Source organism: Hydrogenophaga sp. BPS33, assembly GCF_009859475.1.
In the GTDB taxonomy this organism is placed as follows: domain Bacteria; phylum Pseudomonadota; class Gammaproteobacteria; order Burkholderiales; family Burkholderiaceae_C; genus Hydrogenophaga.
In genome coordinates this window covers 2,107,609-2,133,435 of sequence record NZ_CP044549.1, presented here as the reverse complement: position 1 = coordinate 2,133,435, position 25,827 = coordinate 2,107,609, and the positions used below count along the sequence as shown (strand labels likewise).

Annotated in this window: 13 protein-coding genes; all 13 read right to left on the bottom strand. The window is 67.7% G+C overall.

From position 1 onward, the window contains the following. Positions 1–8: 8 nt before the first annotated feature. The 13 genes from F9K07_RS09935 to F9K07_RS09875 all read right to left on the bottom strand — a co-directional run bounded on the left by F9K07_RS09935 (position 9) and on the right by F9K07_RS09875 (position 25,767). The gene (locus F9K07_RS09935) at positions 9–1,463 is read right to left on the bottom strand and encodes a hypothetical protein (RefSeq protein ID WP_159592207.1); all 1,455 of its coding nucleotides are present in this window, start codon (positions 1,461–1,463) and stop codon (positions 9–11) included. 94 nt (positions 1,464–1,557) lie between these two features. Continuing rightward, complete coding sequence (locus F9K07_RS09930; protein ID WP_159592204.1) at positions 1,558–3,912, bottom strand: hypothetical protein; 2,355 nt, start codon at positions 3,910–3,912, stop codon at positions 1,558–1,560. An 11-nt stretch (positions 3,913–3,923) separates the two neighbouring features. Further along, positions 3,924–6,128, bottom strand: coding sequence for a hypothetical protein (locus F9K07_RS09925; protein WP_159592201.1), 2,205 nt, complete (start codon positions 6,126–6,128; stop codon positions 3,924–3,926). 21 nt (positions 6,129–6,149) lie between these two features. Next, a complete protein-coding gene (locus tag F9K07_RS09920; protein WP_159592197.1) occupies positions 6,150–7,238 on the bottom strand; it encodes a hypothetical protein in 1,089 nt (362 codons plus the stop codon). 28 nt (positions 7,239–7,266) lie between these two features. After that, complete coding sequence (locus tag F9K07_RS09915) at positions 7,267–8,895, bottom strand: hypothetical protein (protein WP_159592194.1); 1,629 nt, start codon at positions 8,893–8,895, stop codon at positions 7,267–7,269. Between the two features lie 144 nt (positions 8,896–9,039). Then, entirely contained in the window at positions 9,040–9,822 is a 783-nt protein-coding gene (locus tag F9K07_RS09910; protein ID WP_159592192.1) for a hypothetical protein, read from the bottom strand. A 69-nt stretch (positions 9,823–9,891) separates the two neighbouring features. Next, positions 9,892–10,731 (bottom strand): amidohydrolase family protein, encoded by an 840-nt coding sequence (locus tag F9K07_RS09905; protein ID WP_236581866.1) that lies wholly within the window; start codon positions 10,729–10,731, stop codon positions 9,892–9,894. After that, the gene (locus F9K07_RS09900) at positions 10,728–11,297 is read right to left on the bottom strand and encodes a carboxymuconolactone decarboxylase family protein (protein WP_159592189.1); all 570 of its coding nucleotides are present in this window, start codon (positions 11,295–11,297) and stop codon (positions 10,728–10,730) included. The genes F9K07_RS09905 and F9K07_RS09900 overlap by 4 nt, the downstream gene beginning before the upstream one ends. Before the next feature lie 109 nt (positions 11,298–11,406). Further along, the gene (locus F9K07_RS09895) at positions 11,407–12,375 is read right to left on the bottom strand and encodes a LysR family transcriptional regulator (protein WP_159592186.1); all 969 of its coding nucleotides are present in this window, start codon (positions 12,373–12,375) and stop codon (positions 11,407–11,409) included. A 62-nt stretch (positions 12,376–12,437) separates the two neighbouring features. Further along, a complete protein-coding gene (locus F9K07_RS09890) occupies positions 12,438–13,367 on the bottom strand; it encodes a hypothetical protein (protein WP_159592183.1) in 930 nt (309 codons plus the stop codon). After that, positions 13,364–22,291 carry a hypothetical protein gene (locus F9K07_RS09885; RefSeq protein WP_159592180.1) on the bottom strand — a complete coding sequence of 2,976 codons (8,928 nt, stop codon included), beginning with the start codon at positions 22,289–22,291 and terminating at the stop codon, positions 13,364–13,366. Before F9K07_RS09885 ends, F9K07_RS09890 begins: the two co-directional genes overlap by 4 nt. 3 nt (positions 22,292–22,294) lie before the next feature. Further along, positions 22,295–24,241 carry an ATP-binding protein gene (locus F9K07_RS09880; protein WP_159592177.1) on the bottom strand — a complete coding sequence of 649 codons (1,947 nt, stop codon included), beginning with the start codon at positions 24,239–24,241 and terminating at the stop codon, positions 22,295–22,297. Next, on the bottom strand, positions 24,238–25,767 hold the full coding sequence (locus F9K07_RS09875) for a hypothetical protein (protein ID WP_159592174.1): 1,530 nt from the start codon (positions 25,765–25,767) through the stop codon (positions 24,238–24,240). The genes F9K07_RS09880 and F9K07_RS09875 overlap by 4 nt, the downstream gene beginning before the upstream one ends. Positions 25,768–25,827: the final 60 nt, after the last annotated feature.

The window sequence follows — 25,827 nt, the reverse complement described above, 5'->3', positions numbered from 1 at the left end:
GTATTTCTTCAGCTGTCCGTGGAGCTCGATGAGTCAACTTCGTCGATGAGACTCTTGACCACCTCGTTTTTCGTCTGTTTGAAGGCGTTGGCCGGCGGTCTCTGAAACGCCTGGATGGCGGCGCTTGCCTGCGTCCCAAGCGTTTGGAGACGGTTCGAACGCTCCTCTTGAATCACTGCACTCAGTTGACGAATCCAGAGGTCGTCCGGGTAGTTCTCCTCTAGAAGAGAGTCCATCGAGCTCTTGGCATCCGTCAGAGCAGACAGCTTGACGTCGCGCAGCCGTTGGTGAAAAAACGCCGACACACTGTGGATGACTTCAGACAGATCCAGTGTCCCTTCCCCGAATTGCGCCTTGGCGTATGCCGCCAGATCCGCGCAATGGAGCAAATGATCCAACTTCTTGTTGACGTCGGTCTCGTTCTTTGCCGCTGAGATGGAATCCTCCAATCGGATTCGAACCTCGACCACTGGTTTGATCGCATCCAGATTGAAGGCACTGGCGCGGCGTGCATCAAGAAATTGCACCGCCTTTCCCAGCGTGACCAGCTCGGTCTTGGACATCTTCGCGATCTCCCCTGCGTTGGTGTTCTCAACCATTGTTCGAGCCGCTTTTTCCAGCTTCTTCAGCTCGGGCTTGGACATGGCGGCGATCTGGCTTGCGCTTGTTTTGTCCACTGTCGACCAGGCCGCACGGACGACCAGTTTCAAGGAGCGGGATCTGATCTCCTCCAAATCTCGCAGCGTGAACTGCGTTCCTGCGATGACGCCTTTCGTTCTGGGAAAGGCTTTGGCCGACTGGATCAGGTCGCTCGCAAGTGCGTGAATCTGATCGCATTGCTCTGCGGACGACGTGCTCCAGTCCAATCCATGGCCATCCTTGTCCCGCGCCATCGACGTTCCCGGTGCCACCTGCGTCGCACGGCGCAGCAACTCACCCTTGGCGGAGAACCGGATTTCATCAATCACTTCGTTCATTTCATTTTCGTCAACCTCAGTCGAGGAAAGATCGCGGAGGGCAAGACGTTCGTCGGGGGTCAAGGTCGGCATCACCTCGCGCAGAAGCGCGCCGCACAGCCGCTGGGTCAATCGCGCCTTGGACTCTTCTTCGTTCACAGCGTCCTGTGTGACCTCGGGATGCCGTGTCACGACATATTTCAGCGACGCGCAAGCGGTCCGAAGTGCGGCGACCCCAGCGCCCTCTGAGGCGTCCGGATCGACCATCGAACGCATGGCGTCTTCCAACTCTTTCTTGACCAGCTTGAGCGACTGCACGTCGAGCTTCTGGTTCGCCCGCGCCTCCTTGGACATCGTCAATTCGATGGCACGCAGTTTCAAGAACCGCGTCACCTTGCCTGTGGTGCTCACCGCACCGGCACGCGGTTGCGCCGTTTTTTCTTTCTTGTCGGCCGAAGAGGGGGCATCTTGCACACTTTGTTTGGAGCGGACGGTGTCGTATTTCATAGTGGATCCTTTCGAGACAACACACAAGCGCTAGCAAAGGAGACTCGGCGACAGCGCTACGCAGGTGGTACGCATGTCGCTGCCGCCGGCGCGCTCAGGATGACTTTGGGTTGAACTTGTCCAAGTTGCGGAGGAGCTGGTCGTAGAAAACAGGCTCTTGCCCGAAGAGCCCCGCCAGTTCTCCGGTGTCATCGATCGCTTGTCGGGGAACAGCCACTTCGGCCACTTCGGCCGACGCCTCTTGAAACAGCTTGATGGCATCCTCGGCCTGCTTCTTGATGGTCTGCAGCGTTGCGATGACACCCTGAATTGCCTGATCCGTCGGACTCCCATAAATTTCGATCACCTGCATGAGCTCCACCGTACGCCTCTTGAGTTGGACCAGCATGGATTTCTGCAGAGTGGGCACGTTGTCCTTCGTGATCTCATGCAGTTGCACGCCATACCGCCTGGGCATGCTGCGGACGGCTCGGCCGATCAGTTGCGTCTTCACAGCCACGGTCAAGAAACCTATGGAGAGAACGTTCGGATAGGCAGACGCCATGAGGGTCAGCCTCTTCTCGGCAGCCACGAGCACTGTCGCTTCCGCCGTGTGCAAACCGGCAGCAGAAAATTCGTCGATGGCATGCCGCAGTTCTTCAACTTCCCGCGACTCCTTGCCCGCAACATCGACGACCACCCTTGCCGCCTCCAATACCATGAGCAGTTGCTCAAGCTTCTTGTTGTTGTCGGTCTCGGCCTTTGCGGCCTCAAGCGCATCCCTCAGTTCGATCCGGGCCTTGACCAAACGACCGGCCACGCCCAGGTTCGGGGCAGGCACGTCACTGAGACCCAGCAAGATCACGGCATCTTCCAACGCATCCAGGTCGGCATCGGCCATCTGCTCTGGAGAGGCGTCTTGCAGCATGGCCTGCGCCTGCGCCTGCGCGACCCTCGAACGCTGCGACTGGGACAAGAGATCTTCGACATCCTGCAACGCGAGCCGCTCGCCGGTAGGTTCGCCACCACCACCGACGGAGCTGCGGTTCGCCACTTCGTTCTGCAGTGTCTCAAATACCGTTTGCATATCGCCGGGAACAGAGGGCAACTGAGGCATATCGGAAATCCGTGCCTGAATGTCCAGCAGCTCGTCCATGTTCACTTCGTCATCCGCAGGCCCTTTGACGGACTTCCCCTGGCCCTCCTGCTCCACCGCGTCGCGCGAGGCTTTCACACGGACCTTGGTCGCCGCAGACGCCAGGCGCTCGATCTTTTCGAGGTCTGTCAGCTTGTACCCCATGTTGCTGAGCCAGGCCTTCAGAGACCGATTCCCCTGGGCGAAGCCAACGAGTTCGGCGGCGCGCTTCTGGAGCTTGGGCAAGGTCGATCTCTTGAGTTTGAGCACACCCGCCTCAGTGATCCCTTCCAGAGCCACGCCCCTCTTTTCCTTCATCGCAGCGATGTTGCGGTGCAGAAGCTGCGCCTTGACCGCCAAGAGCAGCAGAAGGAATTTGGGTTCCGTCGACGACGACATGCATTGGGTCAGGAATTTTTCGGCTTCCTGCAGCGCGGACATCTTGGTCTTGCTCAGATCCTTTGTACACATCTCGACAATGCACTGGTCCATCTTGCGAGCGTCCAGAAGCGCGATGTCGGCTTCGGCAAAAAGCCGGACCGTCTTGAGCAGCACCGCCAGTTTCTTGTTGGGGTCGGCCTCCTTCGACACCGCCGCGACGTCGCTGTCGAACACCGCATGCCGGGCCCGCGTTGCCAAGTCCTGGAGTTCCCGCTGGGTGAACTGCGTGCCGGAGAGTTCGCCCAATGACCAAGGATGGCGGCGCGCCGCCTCCCGGAGTTCCACGGCCAGTTTTTCAACTTCCACGAGCTTCTCTTGGGACAACAAGCTCCAGTCGCTCGGAACAGGCGCCATACCTTGTTTCTCCAGCTCGTCGGGCCGTGGCTTCACGGGCACGGCCAGTGCCAGTCGCAAGCGCTCTGCTTTCACGGCAAACTGGATCACCGATTGCAGGTCGCCTATAGGGAGTTCGGATTCGCGAAGATTTTTCTCCAATCCAAGGAGCTTTGCCTCGGGCAGTTTGGGAAGCGCTTCTCGCAGATGGGCACCGAGGAGCTTTTGCGCCAGGTGTGCTTGCCTACTAACGCGTTCCGTCACAGGCGTCAGGGCGACGACAGCGGCCTGCAGCTCGCGCTTGCCATCTTCCTGCTCCCCCTGCGACAGGTGAAGCAAGGCGCAATCCAACGCCCGTTGCATTTCCTCGAATGGAGGGGCGTTCTTTTGCACGACGCGAGCGCCGTCGGCCGAGGCGGTTGCGATGGTGTGCTTCTGCAAGGGTTTCACGTCAGCGGCATTCGAGCCCTTGTGACGAGCGCCCTTGGTAGCCGTTTTAGGGGCACCCGGCTCGGCGTGCGGTTTGGCGAAGTGCGAATGCAGACGGGTCAGGAAGTTCACGTGTGTTCCTTTTAAAAGGGTTTTGGGCCCGGCGTTTCCGTTGTTTCGCTTCCTGGCCTCTTGCCGGCATCGCGGGCGTTTCGGGCGCTGGTGGAGGCCAACAGCTGCGCATCGGAAACTCGTTTGAACACGGCTTCGGCTTGGGCCATGGCCTGTTGGATCTCGGTCAAGTCCTCTTCTGCCTCTGCCAAGTCCTCTTCGGCCAGGGCCAAAGCGTCTTTGGCAACGACCAGGCCCGCGTCATCGGCAACCGCTTTCCGATCCGCGACGACCCTTTCGCCAGCGGCAACGGTTTCTCGCAGGCCGGCCACGTTCTCTTGGGCCACTGCCAAGGTGGACAAACCCGCCGCTTCGTGCTCGACAAGCACTGTCCTCAAGCTTTCACTCGACTTCACCAATACGCCGAGAGCTTCGGGCGTCGCCGCGACCGTCAGCGCGAGCTCCATTTCAACGAGCAGCTCTCTCACCAGGTCAACACCCGCTTCCGCGATACGGATCGGCTTGAGTTTTGCGAAAAACGCCTGCGCTTCCAAAGCGCTTTTCTCAATGTCGATGAACGATTTTTCGTCCTGCGCGACCTGCATGCCAATGTGATCCGGCGCGGCCTCGGCTTCTGACTGGATGCCCCTGAAGCTGCCTAGCCGCTTCCTGAGGTCCGCGACTTCGTCGAGATCGGCCGGTTCTTCGGCTGCATCCCGCCGGGCCTTGTCGTGGAGCTTGATGGCGTTGGCGGCATGCTGGCGAACGAAATCGAGCTCGTCCAAGGTAAACACGGTCAATGCCAGCATCGCCCTTGCGCGCGGATCCGCCTTCAGGGCATCCAGCAATTGTTTCGCGCGCTTGTGGAGTTGGCTCAGGGTCGACTTCTTCAGGTCGAGCACGTTGCCTTCGGTGAGGTGCTCGAGCTTCAACTGCTTGTTGCTCATCGTCCTGATGGATCGGACAACAAGCTCCGCCTTGACCGAGATCGTCAACTGAAGGACGTTGGGATCGGACGGATACGAAAGGGCCAGAAGTGCCAGCGTTCCTTCGGCGTCCACCAACGTGGCCAATTTTGCGTTGACCAACTCACCTTTACAAAAGGAGTCGATGCCACGGTTCAGAACGCCGTGGTTCAGAGGCATCTGGGGAAACTGATGCTGGGCAAGGGCTGCCTGCTCCGCGCACACAAGAAGTTGTCCGAGCTTCTTGTTGGGGTCGGTTTCGGCCATCGCCGCTTGCAGCGAGGCTTGAAACACGATCCGAAGCTCAACCAAAGGCTTGACCACGCCCAGGTTCGATGCCGTTGTCCTTCGCGCCTCTAGCAGTTGGATGGCTTTGTCCGACTGCGCTAGCTCGGTCGGGGACATCACGGCGATCTTGGCCGGCGTGGTCTTTTCAATCAAAGCCTTGGCCAGTACAAGCTTTGCGGCCAGCGCGCGCGAAGCAATGTCCGTGACGTCACTTTGCGTGAACGGAGTTCCCGAAAAGAGGCCATTGACCTGCGGGGTGCCAAGGGCCTTGGCCAGAGCCATCAGCTCGGATGAAAGCGCTTGAATCTTGTCGAGTTCTGCTTCAGACAACCGATCCCACTGGCGCGGCGTTGCTTTCAGCCCCTTCAATTCCAGAGGCCCGAGTTGCGGTCGCGGTGCAGCGCCATTTTCGGGCTTGGCTTGCAATGCTGGTTGCGGTTGCTCGTGCGTTGCGCGATGCAATAACTCGGCCTTCACCGAGACCTTGATCAGGCCAATCACATGGCCCACCAGGCCAGACCGCGCCCCCATCGTGCCGAGATGTTGATCCAGACCCAAGAGTGTGGCTTGGGGGAGATTGGGTATTGCAGCGCGAAGATGTGCAGCGCACAGTTTCAGCGCTAGCTGTTCTTGTTTGAGAGGCCGTCCCACGCCTTTGCCACCGAGAGACTCCCTCACAACAGGCATCAGGGCGGCAAGGGTCGTCGAAAGTGCGCTAATGCCATCCCACTGTTTCCCCTGAGATATGTGCTGCAGGGCGCTGTCCAGCTCTTCCTCCATGACCGAGAACGCTGCGGCATTCTCCTTGGCGACGCGAGCGCTCTTGGACGTGGTCACTTCGATGAGGCGCGTCCTCAGAAACTCACCCATATGGCTCTTGGGGTCCTTGCCTCGAACGCGTTGGGAGGCGGGTTTGGGCGTGGATGCGTTCGACCCGGCGTTCTTTTTGGCGTAGCGCTCGCGCAGGCGGTTCAGGGGATTCACGACGGTTCCTTTCGATGCGGTTCAGATCACACCGTCGTCCGACGCCTTGGGATCCTTGAGGTCCAGCGATGAAACACTGGCGCGCTCCGTTTGCATCAAGGCTTTCAACGTGGACGCCCGCGTATCGCCAACCTGCGCCAACCTTCGGGTGCTCTGAGGAACTGGCTGCGGTCGCATCTGCTTCGGTGGTTGTTTCACCACATCGGCCTGAGAAATATCTCCGATGCCACGCCCCGTGCTCGCCCCTTTGGCCCCTTGTTGCCCCACTTTTTCCAGCGATTCGGGGAGCGTACTGGCCTGCTTGACCTGAGGCGGTTGGGGCACTCGAAGCAATTTTTGAGGGACTTTCCGCGCCGCCAGAAGGCTCTTGTTCATCACATTCGGCTGCTTCTCCACATCGGCCATTGGTACATCTGCGATGCCCTTCGCCGTACTCGGCTGCATGGCCTTGGATCGATCGTCTTGATCCCGTACGTCCAAGAGCAGCTGGGTTGCCGGGACCTCAGGCGCCTCGGCCTTTTGAGGCGCCTTCGCGACGACCGTGCTCGGGTTCGCCAACGTCGCCGTCTCAAGAGCCGAGAGGGCGGCATCCACCGATGTCGCGAACTCGCTGAGCAAAAGGTCCACTACCTTAGACCCGGGAGCCGTCAGATCGCTCAACCCTTGCTTCAAGGCCGTGAGCTCGGCCTTACCCAATTTCGGCAGGGCTTCTGCCAGATGGACGTCCTTGAACGCCTTCAACAACTGCGCTTCGGCATTGTTTGTTTTGCTCGGATGCCTTTTTGCGACCGCTTTCAGCGTCGTCGCAATCTCACGCATTTCCCGATAGACGTCTTTGGGGCTTTTGGGCATTGCCTTGATGGCCTCTTCCAGATGCCCATTGGTTTTCTGGTGTGCTTCACGGTCTTTGTCGAGCCCGGTCTTCTTGTTGCGAGTGGGCTCAGACTTCGCCATCTGGACAGCACGCGCCACAAGCCGCTTCACCACATCGCCCTGGCCGCTGGGATGTTTTTCGGTTTTTCGTGAAGACTCACGCTTGTTGTCGTGGTCATCGCCCACCGGCTGGGAAGGCTTGGACAACCGGGTTTGGACGTCGCGCACGCTGCTCATGGTGATTCCTTTGGCACGGTGTTTTTGTTCAGAGGGTTTGCGTGGTCTGGACTTGGGGATGGGCTTTGGCCCATGCCGCGGTCACACGGTCCGCCACCTGTACGGCTTGCGTGGCCACCTTCTTGGCATGGGCCGCCGCCTGCTTGGCGGCAGACTCCCGTTTGGCGACGCGTTGCGCTTCCGCCTTGGCGGCTTGCAGGGCGCTCGCCGCTTCTGCGGTATCGTCGTCGGCCTTGGTTCGCGCTTTCGTCTTCCGTTTGGTATCACCTACTGCGGTATCGGCCGCAGCCGCTCGGTTGACTGCCATGGCCACGCTGGCTGCCGACTTGCCCACCTCGGCTTCGGCCGCGGCATAGGCATCGATTGCCAATGCGGACTTTGCGACCGCCAGCTTCATCAGGCCGTGGCTGATCGTCTTCAGGTCGGAAATGTCCTTTTGCGACTTCGCGCCCGGGAGCAAGGCGACCACGAAAGCGATCAGAGCCTCCACATCCGCCACACTCGATGTCTTGACGTCGAGGCGCTGCAAGCTTCTGCGAGCCATGGCGATATGGGTTTCGTTGCACGCTTGCTGGATCGACCTGGGCACATGCGCCAATCTGGCCATGGCACCGTGCAAATCGGCCAGGCGTTGGTCAGGCAGAGCTTCGGCATCGAACGTCTTCAGATCACCGAGATTCAACCCGTCGACGATGGCCTGTTCCGCGTCGGCAATTTCCTGTTTCAAGACCTTGAAGCCGTTCGATAGAAGGTATTTTTCTGCGCGATCGCCGGGGTTATGAGGGTTGGAGCAGGCCAGAACGTCGATCGCATGCACCCACTGCGTCAACGCCGCGGGGGATAGATTGGAGATGGTCGTCAAGGTGCCCGTCGCCACAAGGACCAGCGCCTTCTGCCTTTGCGCCTGGAGGTTCGTGCAGGCCTGGTCCGCCCACTTGCGCAGGTGCTGCAGACCGTCCCATGGGAGCTGCTTGGCCGCCAGCTCGTCTCTCCAGGACGCCACGCCTTTTGCCATTCCAGCGACTTCGCGGGCCATATCCCGCAAGGTCTGGAGTTGGGTCTCATGCAAGCTGCTCAAGCCATCCGTGTCGCCGCGTGCAGGGTCGATGCCCTGCCCGACCAGAGCGCGCACCGCACGCGCGAGCAGCTCCGACTTGATCGAGAAATTCACCTGGGCGAACACCGGATCGTTCGGGTTTTTTGCCAAGAGCTTGGCCGCGTGGTGTGCCATGTCCGTGATCGCGTCATTCGGCAGAACGGCGAGGTCGGGCGTCAAGGATTTGCGGCAGAAGTCGCGGACAACCGCATCGGGGTCGGGCGAATTTTTCGCGGTCTTTTGCAGAGACTTCGATATGCCTTCCATGGTCGACCGCGCGTCACCGGGTTTGCCTTGAAGCAGTGCCCGTAGAACTTCCCGGAGTTGCGCATCGGCCAGCGCTTCGGCCCGCTTCTGTTTGCCGGGCTCACTCACTTTGATCCTGTGCGTCTCCAACTTCTGCGTTGGCTTTTCTTTCTTCTCCTTTTCCGTCCGAGGAGGATTCGGCTTGGAGGAATTCGACACGCCCGTCTTCTCGTTCTTCCCTGTCGCCTTGCTCTTCTTATCGGTTTTGAAAAACTTGCTAACAAGGGACGGCACGGGTTCGTTGGTGATAGGCATAGGAAATGATCCTTTCGCGGCGACGCGCTGTTGAAGGGCGGCTGCGTGGTCACCCCCTTGGTGACAGACGTGCCGGACGCCCATGTAAGGCATCAGTGGCACGTTCGAACATCGGGTTCCGCAGAACGCGATGCAGGCGCTCTGTCACATGCTTTTCGCGACGGCTTTTTCACCGAATGCCGCTACGTCTTTCAGCGCGGCCTGCGTGTAGCCGATTCCCGGGAGCGCGGTTTGCTCGAAGCGGTTGTCGAGGTTGGGTGCCCTCAAGATGAGCGCAGAGGCGAGATCTCGCAGCGCCTTGACATCGAGACGCTGCTGGTGGCTCATGAGGTCGATGTCCATGGGAGGAAGCGCCCACGGCCCCTCCTCTGCCAAGTTCAACGACGCCAGCTTGTGGCGCAGCAACTCGGACGACACCGCCAGCTTGAGCAGCTTCATGACGGGATGCGAATCGCCCTTGACATGCTCGGCCAGCACGTCGCGCATGGCGACAAGCTCGGCGTGCGTGGCATCTCGCAATTTTTGGAGCAGGCATTCACCGCACCGCAGGGCGAGTGGATCGGGTTGTACCGACGTCTTCGAAGGAATGGTGTGCAACGCACGGATAACCTCCTCGCACGCTCTTTGCGCCGTTGCTGGGCGCTTCGACCGAACGTCCTGGAGGATCGCGTCCAGGTGCTGATCGACCGCATGCCAGACAGCCTTTTCCTGCCGCTGCACCGCCCGCTCCGACTTGTGGGTGCGGCTGCCACCCGCCGTCACTATCTGGGCGATGCGCGACCTGATCTGTTGCACCACCGTGCGTCCGATGCGTCTGAGCGCTGCTCGGGGCGAAGTGGCTTCAGGCTGCCCGGTATGCCGATCCAGATGGACGAATACCGCCGTGCGCGCCTGGCGATGGAACAGGGTGTTGAGAACGTTGCGCACTGGCGATCCTTCTTCTGGCAGGTATGCCGTAAGTGGCTCGCATGCGGATTGCGTTCCCGCGGTGTCCTTTCAGCCGTACAGCTTCGCCGGGTTCTCGCCGAGGATCTTGTCCACCACCGCCTTCTCTCCCGCCCAGCCCTTGAACAAGGCCAGCAGGTCGGCCGCGTCGGGCGCGGGCTTGACGTTGAGGTGCGGCCAGTCGCTGCCCCACACGAGCTGCTCGGGGTTGGCGCGGAGCAAGGCCCGGTGGAACGGCTGGCCCGTCTCGGGCCACTGCGGTGGTGGCAGCGCGAGCAGGTTGCGGTAGGCGCACAGCTTGACCCACACATGCCCTTCGCCGAGCAAGCGTTCCAACCCGACGAAGCCCGGCTCCTCGGTGCTGGCATGGACGTCGAAGCCCGCCATATGGTCGAGCACCACCGGTACCGGCAAGCCGCGCAGCGTGTCGGCGATGGCGGGCAGCACCTGCCGGTCGGTCCAGAGTTCGGCGTGCAGGCCGGCGTCGGCCAGGGCGGGCGCCATGGCGATGAGATCGTCCAGCGACGCACTGCCGGCGAAGTTGGCCGCGGCACCACCGCGGTGGCTGTAGCGCAGCGCACGCACACCCTGTGCACGCAAGGCCTTGAGGTTCAGCGGCGTGTGGGTCTGCGCCACCAGCACGCCGCGCCACTGCGGGCGCGCCGACAAGGCGGCCAGCACCAGCCGGTAATCCACGCCGTACGCGCTGGGATGCACCAGCACACCGTGCGCGAGCCCCAGGCGCTCCAGCAGATCGGCGTACTGCTGTTCCAGTGCCTCCGCAGGGGTGTAGGTGCGCTCTGCGGCGAGCGGGTAGTGGGCGTAGGGGCCGAAGAGGTGGGCGTGGCAGTCCCAATACGCCATGTCGCTGGTGAGAATGGCGGCGCTCACGCCGGCTCGTCCTGCGGACGCGGGAAGGCGGGCTCGACGCCGGGGGGCAGCGGGATTTCGTGCGCGTTGAGCGTCATGGCGACCAGGGTGTAGTAGCCCACCAGCGCGGTGAGCTCGACGGCGCCGCGTTCGCCCAGCGCGGCCACCGCCGCCGCGTGCGTGGCGTTGCTCACCGAATGGGTCTGGTTGAGTTCGAGCGCGAATTGGTAGATGGCGGCTTCGGTGACGTCCAGCCCTTCGGGGCGGCGCTGCGCCAGCAGGGCTTCGATCACCGGTGTGGGCAGGCCGGCCTTCTCGGCCTCCGGCACATGCGCGAACCACTCGAAGGGCGAGCGGCAGTGCCGGCCGGTGATCAGGATGGCAAGTTCGGACTGGCGCGGCGTGAGCGTGGTCTGGTAGCGCAGCAGCGCGCCCAGGGCCTGCCAGCGGTCGGCCAGCTCGGCGTTGTGCAGGGCAGCGCGCAAAGGGCCCTTGATTTCGCCGCGTGGGCCAGACACCACCTTGTTGTGAACGGCCAGTTGTTCGGGCGACATGGTGTCGGGGGTCGGAAAGGAAAGTCGGGGCATGGGGTTTGTCTCGTGTTCGGGCAGGGAAGCTGCCCCCAAGCTTACGGCCCCACCCCACCCAGGGCCACCACGCCAGCGGCATGGCAGCTTTGCATTTGGTCGTGTTTTCTCAGTCCGGTCCGCCGACCTGCCAAAGGCCTCGCTGGGCTTCATCGGCCACGGCCTGTTCAATCAGCGCCGTGACGGCCGAAATGGCTTTGGACGGTCCTTTGGTGCGCGCCAGCGACATCGAGACAATGCGCTGCAAGCCCGGCGAGACGATGCGCGAGGCCTGCAGCTTGCCCTCTTGCACCTCGCTCCACACGGCGTGCAGCGGCAGCACGGTGTACAGGCCCTCTTCGGCCACCACCGAACGCATGAGCGGCAGGGAGTCGGCCTCGATCACCGGTTCGAGCGTGATGCGGTGCTGGCGTGCCAAGGCATCGAGCGCGGTGCGCAGGCCATTGGGCGCACTGGGCAGGATGAAGGGCAAGCCATCGAGCGAGGTGAAGGATATCTCGGGGTCCTTGGTGAAGCGGTCACCCCGGCGGCCCACGAGGTAGCTCTGCACGGTGCACAGGGCCTGCTCGTGCTCGGCCAGCGAACGGCCGTAGCGGTAGAGGATGGCGACGTCCACGCGGCCATCGGCCAGCCACTCCTCCACCTGGCCGCTGGAGCCTTCGAGGATCTTGAGGTGGATGCCGGGGTAGCGCGAACGGATCTGCTTGTAGAGCCGGCCAGCGAACGAGTTGGTGATCGAAGGCAGGGAGCCGAGCACCACACGCCCGGTGGGCACGGGCGACTCGCCACTGATTTCCTGTTCCAGCTGTTCGGCACTGGCCAGCAGGGCGCGCACGTGCGGCAACAGGCGCTGGCCCATGTCGGAGGGCTCGACGCCGCGGCCGGTGCGGTTGAACAGGCGCGCGCCGCAGGCGCGTTCCAGGGCGTTCAGGTGGCGGCTCAGGAGCGACTGGTTGACGTCGAGGAAGAGCGCGGCGCGCGTGAGGCTGCCGCATTCGGCGATGGCCAGGAAATCGCGCCATTGCTGCAGATCGGCGGTGAGCGCCAGCTGGACGCTGGTGATTTTCTTGGATGACATGGGCTGTGCGGTTGAGCGGGACATTCTCGCACCGACGCGCACCGGGGTCCGATCGCAGCCCTTCAGACGCTCCTGGTCTTCATCAGCGCACCGAGCACCCGGTACGGCTTGGGAAACCAGGCCCAGTGGTCGTCGAGCCAGACCATGCCGTCGTAGGCCATGCCCGCGTCCGCGCCGGGCTCGACGGTCTTCCACGCGGCCCAGACACGCTGCGCCTGCAGTGCGGCGCAGATGCCGCGGTAGCCCGAGGGGAAATGGCGCGAAAGCTCATTGGCGTGCGCGAGCATGCCGGCCGGCGCGACGTGCACGCGCACCTGCGCCCGCGAGCTGGCGCGCTGCGCGCGCGCGGGCTGTGGCCATGCGGCGGCGTAGGCCTCGCGCGCGGCGTCCACCCATTCGGGCTTGAAGGCCAGCGCGAAGTCGCCCTCGCGCGGTTGCAGCGACGCGGCGATGGCACCGGTACCGTCGTGCGCGAGCGACAGCAGCAGCGGTTCCAGCTGGCGGCGCAGCACGTCGGCCGCGGCCAGGGCGGTTTCACGCGGATCGGGCTCGTGGCCACCGCGCAGAACCACCAGCGCGCGCTGCGCGGCCTGGGCCAGGGCCGCGCGCGGGTGCGATTGCAGCGCCTGGACCTGCGGCGCCAGGGCCACGGCGTGCAAGGCCTGGGCGGCGAGGATGCCTCGCAAGGCCGTGCGTTCGTCGGCATCGGCCAGCCATCGGCCCACGGTGGCAAGGTCCACACGGGGCGTAGCGTCGGCGTCCCAGGCGCCGGCGCGCGCGGTGTCGAGCAGGCGCAGCCGGCACACCGGGTTGAAGGTGTAGAACAGCGCGCGGCCCTGGCGCTCGAAGCTGGCCTGCTCGGGCTCGCCGGGCAGGATGGGGGCGCTGCTTTGCGACACCAGGCGCCAACCGGCGCGGGTCAAGGTGTCGCACAAGGCGTCGAAGCCGTGCGCCGGGGGCAGCACGCGCACCGGTTCGGCGGAAGGGGTCATGGTTCGTGTCCTTGGTCGTGTCCCTGGAAGTGTCCCTGCATGAGGCGCACCATGATGTCACGGGTGAAGCGCAGGGGTTCGCCGGTCACGGGGTCGGGTGTGCCCACGGGGATCACGCGCACCACCCGGCCTTCGCGGTCGAACACGCGGATGGGTGCGGTGGAGGCGCGGTCGAGCACGCCGGGCATGTCGTCGCCGAGCACGATGTCCACCGGCACGTCGGTGGCGCGCAGTTGCGGCAGCGCCGGGTCGGTGCCCTGCAGGGGCGGCAGCGTGACCATGGGCGACGGGTCTTCGATCACCAGGCGGCCGTTGCGCCAGACCAGGCGGCCGGTGAGCATGACGCCCTCTTGCAGCTCCTGCACCGTGGGCCGCAACACGATGCGCTCGAAGCCGTGGGTCTCGCGCATCCACACCACTTCCACGACCACCTGCGGGTGGTCGCGCGCAATCGCCGCGACCATGGCGCGCAGTTCGCCCGCGAACACGCCGCCCATGTAGAAGTCGACGATGGCGAAGTGCGACTGGCCCTGCTGCTCGATGCGCCGGCGGATCTCGGCTTCCAGCAGCGGCGTGCGCCGCTCGCGTCCGGGCGGGCCGGCCTTGGCCACGGTGACGGTCTCCGGAAAGTCGGGCGCGTCGCGCGCGAGCACGTCGGCCAGCAGCGCGCCACCGCGTTCGACCGCGAGCACCGCATCGGGCCGCTGGGCGCGCAGGTGCTCGCGCATGTGCGCGATGGCCTGCGCGTTGAGCGACACGGCCAGCTCGTCTACCAGGCCATCGAGTTCGCCATAACGCGGCGCCCGTCCTTCGCGCACGCGGTTGCGCAGGCTGTCGATGATTTCCTGCGCGTCGATGCGCCGCCCGCTGATGCCCAGGGTGGCATCGATGCGCTGGATGACTTCGATCAGTTGGTCGACGCCCAGACGGGTCGATGCCGCCACGGGCAGCAGGCGCTGGCGCAGGTCTTCGTCGACCGTGGTGCTGCCCTCGCGCAGGTCGCTCAGGCGGCGGGCGGTTTCCTGGTCGATGGTGGCTTCGCGCTCGCGCAACGCCTGGGCGCGCTGCGTGGCCACGCGCTCTTCTTCGGCGCGGCGGGTTTCGCGCGCGTGGTAGGCGGCGTCGCGCGCGGCGCGTTCGTCGCGCTTGCGCTGCGCGCGGGTCTCGGCCATGCGCGCCTGTTCCTCGGGCGTGAGCGGCACGCGCACCTTGCGCAAGGTCATGGCGTTGGCCATGTCGCGCACGGGCACGCCGAAACCGGAATGCGGCGCGCTGTCGGCGCGCACCACCTCGCCAGCCGGGCCCGTGGGTTCCAGCCGCCAACGCAGGCCGCGTTCGTCGGTCCAGGTGAGCTGTTGCGCGGCGGCCAGTTCGGCGTGGATGGAGTTTTCGTCGAACACGACCTCGATCTCACCGCCTTCGCGCAAGACACGCAGCGCGTGCGGCGCAAGGTTGGTCACGCTTTCGATGTCGGCCTGGCGCTGCCGGATCTCGGCCATCACGTCCGCGAACGGCCGCCCTTCGGTGTTGATGCGCATCTCCAGCGCCTTTTCGTGCGGCAACGGAAAGCGAACGTGCAAGCGGTCCACCGAGTTGTCCGGCAGGGATTCGCCAAAACGGTCGGGCACGAAGCGCCCGCCCTGGGCCTCGAATTCGCTGACGGCGGCGGCATCGGGCCGGTGGCTGGCCTCGCCCGCGATCACTTCGGCGCCGGGGTAGCGCTCGGCGAGTTCGGCCGGGCTCTTCAAGCCCGGCCCCACGAAGGGCTCGAACACGGTGCGCACGGGGCGTGCGGCGGACTTGGAGAACAGCCGCGCGGGTTGGTCGAGGTACGGCGGGCGCAGGCGGCCGTCGGCACGGATCGCATCGCGCTGGGCCGGACCAAGACCTGTCACCTGGTCCTGCAACTGGCGCAGGTTGTGCAGGGTCTGCGCGTTGCGCGCGAGTTCGGCGGCATCGGGCGGCGTGCGCGCGCGCAGCGAAGCGTCGATGCGCTCGTGCGCGTCGATCTCCAGTTCGACTTTGGTGCGGAACAGCTCGATCTGCGTGTCCAGGTCCAGTTCGTGCCAGCGCGAGAGCGTGGCTTCGTCGAGCCGGGCGGCGCGCGCGGCGGTGGCGGGGTCGCGCAGTTGCAGCAGGTGCGGGCCTTCGTCGGACAGGCGGCTGATGGGCACCCCTTCGCGCACCACCACCACGGGTTGGCCGTCGCGGTGGATCAGCACCACCTCGCCGCGCTCGCTGTCGGTGAAGCGGCGGAACTCCGCGTCGCGCATAACCACGATGGGCACGTCCGCAAAGTCGCCGCGCTGCGCGGGTGGCACGTGGCGCATCAGCTCGGCCTGCATCTCGGCGGCGTGGGCGTCGGGGTCGCGCGAGGACGCGCGCAACACGCCGTCATCGCCATCGGGATGGGTGGTGCTGTACACGCGCCCTTCCGGGTCGCGGATGAACACGCCCACGCGTTCGGCGTGTTCGAGCACGCGGCGCGGCACGGGCGCGTGTTGCTCGGGCACTTCCAGCACCATCTGGCCGCGCAGGGTCCCCGTGCCGCCGCTGGCGCTGTCTTCGGCGCGCACGGCGGCGGTGCTGTCGACGTTCGCAATGCGCGCGCCGGGGTGGTAGATCTCGACCAGCTGGTTGATGTAGTCGATGGCTGCGTCCGCGCTCAATTCCGAGAGCTGGCTGAATTTGCGTTCGACGATCTCGCGGCCCACCACGATGGCGTCGGCGCGCGGGTGGCCGCTCCAGCCGGGCGGGCGTTCCAGGCGCACTTCGCTGTGCGGGTAGGCGTGCTCGCGTTCGTTGTTGAAGTCGTTGCCGCGCTGCATGCGCTGCATGCCGGCGTTGGCTTCTTCGTCGGTGCGGTCGAAGACGCGCCGCGTGCCGGCTTCGGGCTCGGGCGGGCTGTCGGGCAAGGTGTATGGGGCGTCGTCGCTGCCGACCTCGGCCTCGGTGCGCGGCGGCAGCTGGCGCTCGATCTCGGCCACGGTGTCCTCGCGCACCTCGTTGGCATCGGCCGCGCGGCGGCGCTTGCTGAACAGGCGCGCGGGCTGGTCCAGGTAGTCGGGCCGGGCTTCGCGGCCGCTGCGCAGGGCCTCGCGCCGCCCTGCGCCCAGGCCTTGCACGTCGTCGGCGCGTTGGCGCAGGTTGCCCAGCGTGCCGTCGTTGAACGCCATCTCCTCGGCCAGGCGGGCCACGCGCTCGGCATCGCCGCGCCGCACGGCGTCGGCCATCTCGCGCACCAGCGAATCGCGGATGCGCTCGTGCGCGTCGATTTCCAAATCCACCTTGTCGCGGTAGAGATCGATCTGCGTGTCCAGATCGAGTTCGTCCCAGCGCGCGAGCGTGGCTTCGTCCAGCCTTGCCACGCGTTCGCGCGTGGCGGCGTCGCGCGACTGCACCAGGTGCGGGCCTTCGTCGGACAGGCGCGCCACGCTCGTGCCTTCGCGCACCAGCACCACCGGCTGGCCGTTCTCGATCAGCGTGACCGCATCGCCCAACGCGCTGCGCGTGGCGGCGCGGAACTCGGCTTCGGGCAGCACGCGGATGGGCACGTCGGCGAAGTCGCCGTGCAGCGCCGGGTCCACGTGGCGCAGCAAGGCCGCGCGCATGCCGTCTTCGACGATGGCATCGGGGAAGCGCGTGACCACGGTGGCGGCCATGCCGCCGTGCTGCGCGATGTGCTCCAGGCTGAGCGCGCGGCCCAGGCCGTCGCTTCCGAAGCGGCCGTGCATCTGCATGAACAGCAGGTCTTCGGCCGCGTCGCGCAAGGGCGAACCGGGTGTGAGCGCGTCGCCGGGAATCGGGTCCGCCATGCCCATCTCGCGGCGCGCCTCGTTGATGCGCTCGGCCGCGGCGAGCAGGCGGCCGTTGTGCACGCTCTGGCCAAATGCTTCCGCGCCGCCTTCGCCGATGCCCTGTGCAAAGCTTTGCAGACCGGCCTGCCCCATCTGCAACAAGGCGTCGCCCATGTCGCCCTTGAAGCGGCCGGTAGCGCTGTCGAACGCGAGCTCGGTGCCGCGCCCGGCCACGCCGCCTGCGGCCTGCACCAGACCGCGCGTGAGGCCGCGCCGCCCCATCGCGCCCAGGCTGCCCATGGCGCCGCCACCGGTGGCCACGTTGAGCGCGCGGTTGGCGCTGTCGGCGGTGCGGCCGACCATGCCCAGGGCCCCGCCGGCCGCGCGGTTCAGCAGGCCGCCGCGTTCGGCAATGGCTTCGGCCTGGCGCGCGATGGATGCGCCGTTGCGCGCGAGCGCTTCGATGGATTGGGTGGCCGCCGCCGTCGCGCCGCCCACCAACGCGCCGCGCGCCAGGCCCGCGAACAGCCAGCCGACCGCGTCGTCCCCGCCGTGTTCCCAGGTGCGTTCGTCCAGCGCGGCGGTGCCCAGGCCGCTGATGGAGCCCGAAACCATGCCGACGATGATCTGGTCGACCACCGGATTGCCGGTGAACATGCGCGCCAGGCTGGTGATGGTGCGGCTGGCGGCACCCGCAGCAGCTGCGCCCTTGCTCGCCACTTGCGCGGCGGCACCCAGCTGCGCGCCCACACCGGCGGTGATGGCCTGTACCGCCGTCATGCCCAAATCCACCGCCGCCTGCTCCCAGCCATAGCGCCCGCCCTTGATGGCGTAGCTGGCCGACATGGACGCCAGCCCGGTGACGATGGCCGCCGCAATCAGCGGCGCGGCAGCGCCCATGGTGACCACGCTGATGGCCGCCGCCGCGATCGCCCCCAGGATGGCGATGCCGGTGGTGGCAATGTCGGCAAAGGCGTCGATGCGCGAAGCGTAGGTCTGCGCAATGTCCACCGCCACGCCGGCGGTGGCGCGGAAATGTTCGACGTCGGGGCCGGTGTAGCGGCCCTCCCCGTCGAAGTTGCCGAGCTCGTCTTCGATCTCACCGCGCGCACCCACGGTGAACGGACCGCCCGCGAGCAGTTGCAACTCGTTCTCGGTGGCGCTCATGGCTTCATCGGCCAGCGTGCCATCGGCCAGCCACGCGCCGAAGTCGCTCGCTTCGCGCCGCTGCTGTTCGAGCGCGAAGGCCGCCACTTCGAGGCGCTCGCGGTCGTTGCGCGGCTGGCCGAGCAGCGCGCGTTCCATGCGCAGGCGGTCGTCGCCCGAGAGTTCGGAGAAGAACTCGCCGTCGCCATAGACGCCCATGTCGGCGTCGAGCGAGCGGCCGGTGTTGGCCCGGTACGCGTCGCGCATGGCGGCGATTTCGTCGCGGTCCATGCGCTCGGTGAAGCGGAACATCAGCGCTTCGTTGGTGCCCGCGCCTTCCATGGCGTGCTCCATGGCGAGCGCGGCGGTCTCGGGCGTGGGGCGCGTGTCGGTGAGCAGGCCGGCGGCGAGATCGGCGCCGGTGGTGTTGGCGCCGAAGCGCGCTTCGAGCGAGCCGATCAGGCGCTCCCGCGCGCGCACCACGCGGTCTTCTTCCAGCGCGGCGTCGGGGTTGGCGGCGTCGCTGGCGGGCACGTGGTCTTCGGGCGTGGCTTCGCCTTCGGCATAACGCTCGGCGGCCAGCATGAGCACGCGCGCGCGCTCGGCCGCGGCGGTGCGGTGGGCCGCGCGCTGCTCGGGGGTGGCGTTGGCCAGGTCGCCGACGAAGCGCGGGTCGAACGTGGCGCGGTCGATGTTGACGGCATCGGGCGGATCGCCCCGGCGCTGGATCTCCACGCCCAGCCGCGCGGCACGCACTTCCACGCTGTCCTCGGCATGGCGCAGCAAGGCTTCGGCCAGGTCGCGGTTGGCACCGGTGATGCTCAGGGTGACGGTCTGCCCACCGCCGTCCGGCCCGCCGCCCACGTAGACCTCGACGTCGCGCGTGACGAAGGCCACCGCGCGGTCGGTGCGGCTGATCTCGGCATCGGACGTGACGCCGCGCGCCACGTCCTCGGCTTCGAGCAGGCCGCCGAGCGCGTCAACCGTGGCGGTGCGGCGGTCGTCGGCGCTCATCTCCTGTTCGGCGCGCCAGTCGCCCGGCGCCGGTGCGCCGGTGTATTGCTCGATGGCGCGGTGCGTGGCGTCCGCGTCGCCGTCGCGCCGCGCTTCGGTGACCGCGGTGCGCAGGCGCTCGGCGTCGGCCAGCGCGTGGTCACCGGCGGCCAGGGCGTCGAACACGCGCAGGTCGGTGCTGTCCAGCGCGTCGCGCACGTCGCCCAGGGTGCCGGCGTGGTCGCGGCCGAGCGCGCTGAGCTCCTCGGGCGAGAGCGCACGCATCACGGCTTCGATGCGCGCCTCGTCGTCGTTGAAGATGCCAGTGGAATCGGCCAGCTCGATCGCCGCGCCGGCCGCGTTGTCGCCGTTGAGGTAGGCGCTGGCGGCGCGGTAGTCGTCGCTGTCGGCATCGAGCTGCTCGCGCAGGTCGTCGTCGAGCCAGCGGCCGTTGTGACGGCCGGGGTAAACCGTCATGTCGAGCGCGCGGCCCTGGTTGCGCGTCATGCCGCGCAGCGCGGCGACCACGGCGGTTTCGTCCACGCTGCCCATGAAGGCCCCGCTGAAGCCGCCCACCACGCGGTTGGCCCGGCCTTCGAGCGCCTGCTCCACGTCCACGCCGGCTTGCGTGAGCTGCTCGCTGAAGAAATCATTGCCCGGCAGGTGGCTCTGGTAGTGCGCGATCTCGTCGTCGCGCTGCTGGTCCAGGCCGCCGGCGGACTCGGCCGTGGCACCCGTGCCGGTGGCCGCTCCCCCGCCGCCACCACCACCCGTGGTCGCGCAGCCGCCGCAGTCGGCGGCCGGCGCGCCAGCCTCGGCCTCGGCTTGCGGGCAATCGCCCGCAGGCGCGGGGGGCGGCGCGGTGCCGGTGGGCGTGGGGGCTTCGGCACCGGTGCGCAACTGGTCCAACGCGGTCGCGGCTTCGCCGCGCTTGCCGGCGATGAACTGCGCCATGCGCACCGGCAGCGGTTGCGCCCATTCGGTGGCGGCCGAGCGCACGGTGCCGGCGAGCTGCGCGAAGGCGTCGGTGAAGCTGGCCGCGCCCTGCGCGAGCTGTTCGCTCGCGGCGACCTGCTGTTGGTCCAGAAAGCCCTGCCATTGGGACAGCGTGTCCTGGCGCAGCGCCTCGCGCTCGGTGCGCAAGCCGGTGCTGCTCTCACCGTGGCGTTGCTGGTTGGCCTGCAGGCGTTCCTGCAGCTGGCTGCTGTGGCGCAACGCCGTTTCGCGCAAGGGTGTGGCGCCGCGCTCGGCGGTGCGCCGCAGCGTGGGCTCGCCGCGTTGCGCGCTGTCGCGCAGCGACTGGCCAAAGCCCATGGCCTGGCGCGCGTAGGTGGGCAAGGCCGAGCGGGCCGCCGCCGCCACGCCGCTGGCCGCGCCCTGGGTCTCGCGGTGTTGCATGGCCAGGGCGCCACGCGCCTGGCTGTGCAGGCGGCTGCGCGTGGCCTCTGCCTGGTGCTGCACCTGCAGCACCTGCTGGCGCGTGATCTCGCGCAGCGCTTTGCGCCCGGCCCGGGTCTGTTCCTGCAAGGTGTCGAGCGCGCTGGCCAGGGCCTTGCCCACCTGGCAGCGGCTTTGCGCCGCCATGCGCGTGTTCTCGGCTTCGAGCGCGCCGGTGTAGCTGCAGGTCAGGCTGCACGAGGTGTTGTCGCGCGACTGCTCCCAGGCCTGCTTCTTGTCGTCGAAGCGCTGCTGCAATTGGCGCGCTGCGGGCTCGACCCAGCGCGGAATGCGCAACTGGCGCTTCTCGTTCTTGGCCCGCTCCAGGAAGGGTCCGGTTTCGGTCGAATGGTGCGTGGCCCGCTGGTCGCGCCATTCGTTGAGGCCGGTCATCGCCGTGTCGAGTTCGGCCTGCGCGTCGTGGATGGTGTCGTTGAACGCCTGCACGTGGCCAGCCACCAGGCTGGAGACGACCGAGACGATCTGCGAGGCCGAGTTGGCGCTGCCGGCGTTGATGAGCCCATAGGCGCTGCGCCCTGCCGCGCGGATGGCGGCGCGCGTGCGGCGCGAGGCCTGGTCGAATGCGTGCACCGCCGTCGCACCGTTGGCCTCCAGCGTGGCCACAGCCAGGGTGCTGGCCTGGTCGATCGCGTCGCGGTCCTGCGTATGCGCCTGCAGGATGCCGGCCGAGTCGCTCTCCCATTGCTGCGCCAGGGTCTGAGACAAGCCATCGGCGTGGCGCACGAAACCGTCCTGCTCGCCCTGCACCTCGCGCGAGAGCGCGTGCCAGGCCTGCTGCGCGGCGCTGGTGGCCTGTTCGTCGCGCTCGCGGCGTTCGCGCGCGTCCATCACGCGCTGGGCCGGATCGTCCTGGGGTGTGCCTTGTGCCTTGTCCTTTGACTTGTCCTGCGCCGGGTCTTCGGCTTGTTCTTGTGGTGCCGGTGGCCGCAAGGCGGACAGCTCGGGCGCCTCGACGGCCCAGGGGGAACCCAGCGGTTCGCGCACGAGCGGCGGCGCCAGCAGCGGTTCTTCGACCACGGCCTGCAACGCCTGCGGCACGGCTTCGAGCACTTCGCCCTCCACACCCGCGGCCAGCGCCCGGGGCGCGGCGCGGGCATCGCCTCGGCCAACGGCCATCCCACCACCTTCGCCTTCGCCCTCGCCTTCTCCCTCACCACCATCCGCCACTTCCGCATGCTCCGCGCCGTCTTCCCGCATCTCCAGCGCCTCGGGCTCGTGGGGCACGGCGTCGGCGGTGGGCGCGGCCACCTCGGGCAAGGCCGGCGTGGCCGATGCGCCCGCCACGCGAGCGGGCACGCTGGCACCCAGGTAGCGCGGCAGGCCGTCGTGCGCGCCGCGTTCAGGCGCGGCCTCACGCCGCAGGTCCAGCCGTTCGTCCCGGCGGGCCTCGGCCTCGTCGAGGCGTTCGTCCAGCGTCGCGTCGAGCACGCCACCCGCGAGCGGGTCCATACGGCCACTGCGCCGCGCGGGGCGGGCGCCACGGGGCCGCTCCACCCCGGTGGTCAGCGTGGCGGCGGCGGCTCGGCCCATTGCTCAGCGCTGGCCGAGCAGCGCGGCAGGCAGGCGCTTGCCGAGCTTGCGGTACTCGGCGTCGAGCGCGGGTTCGAGCGACGCCCAGGCGATCGGTGCGGCGGTGGACAAGGCGCGCGCGGCCAGCACCACGTTGCGCACATGGCCGCCCGCGAACTCGCAGCCCACGGCCAGGCGGTTGAGCTCGGCCGCGCTCAGTGCGTGCGCATCGCCCAGGTGGGCGGTCCAGAGCGCGCGGCGTTCGTCGGGACCGGGCAACGGGAAGTCGATGATCGCGTCGAGGCGGCGCGTGAAGGCGCTGTCGAAACGCGCGCGGCTGTTGCTGGTGAGCAGCGCCACGCCTTCGAAGGCTTCGATGCGTTGCAGCAGGTAGTTGGTCTGCTGGTTGGCGAAGCGGTCGTTGGCGTCCTTCACGTCGGTGCGCCGCGCGAACAGCGCGTCGGCCTCGTCGAACAGCAGCACGACTTCGGCGTGCTCGGCGCGCGCGAACAACTCGCCCAGGTTCTTCTCGGTCTCGCCGATGTATTTGCTGCTCACGCTGGCGATGTCCACCCGGTACAGCGGCAGGCCCAGTTGCGTGGCGAGCCAGCCGCAGGCCAGGGTCTTGCCGGTGCCCGATGCGCCCACCAGCAAGGCGCGCACGCCCGGCTGGTAACGCGCGCGCGCCGCCGGGCCGAGGCCGTCGACCAGGCCGTCGCGGTGGCGGCAGCGTTCGACCAGCGCGCCGAGATCGTGGCGCAAGGCCGGCGGCAAGACCAGGGCGTTGTCGGGCACATCGTCGGGCATCAGGCGCGCCAGCGAGCCCAACGCATCCTGCCCGGCCGAGCGCGCCGCGCGGGCCACATGGGGCGCACCGACTTGCTCGGTGGGCTCGCCCCGGCACAGGTGGTGCGCCGCGTGCGCGAGTTCGGCGATGCGCGCGCTGGCGTGGCGGTGGTGCCGCGCCAGGCGGCCAGCGGCCTCGGGCGACAGACCGGCATCGCGCCACAGGGCCGCGCGTTCGTCGGCCGGCGGCACGGGCACGGTCCACACCGGCACGGTCTGCCCGTCCCAGGTCCAGCTGCCTTCCGGCCCGCTGGCCACGAGCTGCGGCAACTGCTGCGACACCTGCGCGCCGTGCAACACGGGCACGCGCCGCCGTTCGCCGGGCGAGAGTTCCGCCACCCACACCGGTAGCGCGCGTTGCAACAACAGCCACGGCAGCAGACCGGGCGGCGCTTCGCCGTCGATGAACGCGGCGCGCAAGCCGCGCGCGCGCGCAATCGCCGCGCACGCGGCGCGTGCCTCGCGCGGGTGGCCGCAGCGCACCACCAGGGCCTCGCCCGGGGCCAGCTGCTGCGCCTGGTGCGCTGCCTGCGCGAGCACCGAGGGGGCGAGGGGCGCGCCATCCCCGGCGTCCAACTGCACACCGGGAAAGCGGCCCTGGCCGCCGGTGAGCGCGAGCACCAGCGGCGTGGGCAGGCGCAAGCGCGCATCGGGCAAGGCGCGGGTGCCGCCTTCCCACTGCAACAGCCCACAGGCCAGGGCGGGGCCGTCGAGCAAGGCGCTCAGGGAAAGCGCTGCCGACAGGCCGCGCAGGGCGTCGAGGCAGGCGATCAGGCCCGGCGTGGGAAAGGCGTCGCGCAGTGGCGCCTGCAGCCAGGCCAGCGCGCGGCTGGCGACCACGTCGGCGTCGGCCGCCAGGCACAAGGCCAGTGCCATGCATTCGCTGTCGTTCAGTGCCAGGGCCTGGCACAGCTGGTGCAGCGGCTGGTCCTGCGCCGGTGGGGCGCGGTGCCACAAGGCCAGGGTGTCGGTCAGTTCGGTGCAGGCCAGCGGCCGCTCGTGGGCCTGGGCGGCCAGCCACTGCGCTTCGGCGGGCGCGTCGGACGCCAGCGCGTCGGGCGCGAGCCAGCCGAACAGGCCTGTGGACAGGGGCGGCGAGAGCAGCGGCGGGACGGCGGCGTTCAACGGCCTTCTCCTGTGGCACGGGGCAGGCCCTGGCGGTATTCGAAAGCGACCACGCGTTCCAGCCAGGGCAGCCAGCCGGGGTCGATGTCCAGGCCCCAGCGGCGCACGCCCGCGTCGGCGTCGCCGAGGGCGAAGCACACGTCGAGATGGGTGGCGCTCCAGCGCAGGCGGGCGGGCCGCAGGCACAGATGCGCCAGGCCGATGCGGCACTCACGGTGCAGGTAACGCCGCGCCGCGAGCAGCCAGTGCGCGGCCATGTGTTGAACCATGTGTTCGCCCGCGAACGCGTGGGCAGCGCCGACATACGCCAGGCAGCGTTCGGGCAGCAGTGCCCATTCGGCAACGCTGCGGCCCGGCGCGTGCGGCAGGCTGGCCACCAAGGCCCAGGCCGGATCTGCCTGGGGCGCGCGCAAGCGCCGCAAGGCCTCGCCGAGGATGGCCGCGCCCATGGGCCGTTCGGGTTGCGCCTTCTGCCAGGGGGCAAAGCCCAGCCGCTCCAGCACGGGCAACAGGAACAGCAGCCCCCCTGCGCGGGTCACCGCGCCTTCGTCCCATGCCGCGTGCGACGTGTCCGGCACGCTGGGCCGGGCGCGCACGGGCGCGGTAGTGGGCGTGGTGGCGCCGTCCACCGGCGAAGTGCCTTCGCGCGGCGCGGCGCGCAAGGGCAGCACCACCTCGCCGGGCAACCACGGTGGCACCTCGCCCGGGCGGGTCCGCGCACGCGGCACAGCACCGCCCGCCTCGCGTGCCGGGGGGGCAGCCACCGGTGCGGGCCGGGGCCGGTCGGCAGGCGCGGCAACGCTCCAACGGGCGCTGCGCAACACGGCGGGCAACCAGTCGATAGCGGGTGGCGCGGCGCGCGGCACGGCATGCACCTGCCCCAGAGGATCGCGCAGCACGTGCGGCGCGTGCGGCACCAGGGGCTGCGCGCCGCGTGCCATGGGCATCGGTGCGGTGCGCGGGGCTTCCACCCACACCAGCAATTGCTGCGCGCTGGCACGGTCCATGTGGCGCAGCAGCCAGGGCGCGGCACCTTGGCGGGTGGCGTCGGCGACCCACTCGCGCAACAGCAAGGGAGCGGCCGGCTCAGCGGCCAGCATGCCCATGGTTTGCTGAATCCACGCGGCCGGCGCGGCATCGGGTGCCACGCCGGGCAAGGCCAGCGGCCAGTGCCAGGCGTTCAACGACAGGCCTTGCGCGCGCCGCAGCAGCGCGCGCTGCGCGGCCTGCAGCCGGCTGTCGAAGAACACCGTGTTGCTGCGCGCGGCGCGCTCGTCGTCGCCATGCACCCACTCGGCGCCCACGGCAGCCACGCGCTGTTCGATCAACAGGCTCAGGCTTTGCGGCGACAGTCCCGCAGGCAAGGGCCCGAGCTGCAAATGGCGCACCAGCAGCAGACGTTCCCTCGCATCGGGCAGGCTGGCGCAGCGCAGCGCGTCTTCCAGGCGGTGCACGGCCTGGCGCGCGGCGTGCGCGTTCGGTGCGCGCAGGCGCAGGTGGTGCACGGTGCGGTCGGTGATGGTCATTCGAATTCCCTTCGCGCGATGCGCTGCGGGGCCGAGCGCTTTCGGAGCGGCCGGGCAGCG

Excerpts from the sequence above, each read along its gene's own strand:
- F9K07_RS09920 (WP_159592197.1), bottom strand. The coding sequence starts at position 7,238 with ATGAGCAGCGTGCGCGACGTCCAAACCCGGTTGTCCAAGCCTTCCCAG.
- F9K07_RS09935 (WP_159592207.1), bottom strand. The coding sequence starts at position 1,463 with ATGAAATACGACACCGTCCGCTCCAAACAAAGTGTGCAAGATGCCCCC.
- F9K07_RS09885 (WP_159592180.1), bottom strand. The coding sequence starts at position 22,291 with ATGGGCCGAGCCGCCGCCGCCACGCTGACCACCGGGGTGGAGCGGCCC.
- F9K07_RS09895 (WP_159592186.1), bottom strand. The coding sequence starts at position 12,375 with ATGTCATCCAAGAAAATCACCAGCGTCCAGCTGGCGCTCACCGCCGAT.
- F9K07_RS09915 (WP_159592194.1), bottom strand. The coding sequence starts at position 8,895 with ATGCCTATCACCAACGAACCCGTGCCGTCCCTTGTTAGCAAGTTTTTC.
- F9K07_RS09875 (WP_159592174.1), bottom strand. The coding sequence starts at position 25,767 with ATGACCATCACCGACCGCACCGTGCACCACCTGCGCCTGCGCGCACCG.
- F9K07_RS09890 (WP_159592183.1), bottom strand. The coding sequence starts at position 13,367 with ATGACCCCTTCCGCCGAACCGGTGCGCGTGCTGCCCCCGGCGCACGGC.
- F9K07_RS09900 (WP_159592189.1), bottom strand. The coding sequence starts at position 11,297 with ATGCCCCGACTTTCCTTTCCGACCCCCGACACCATGTCGCCCGAACAA.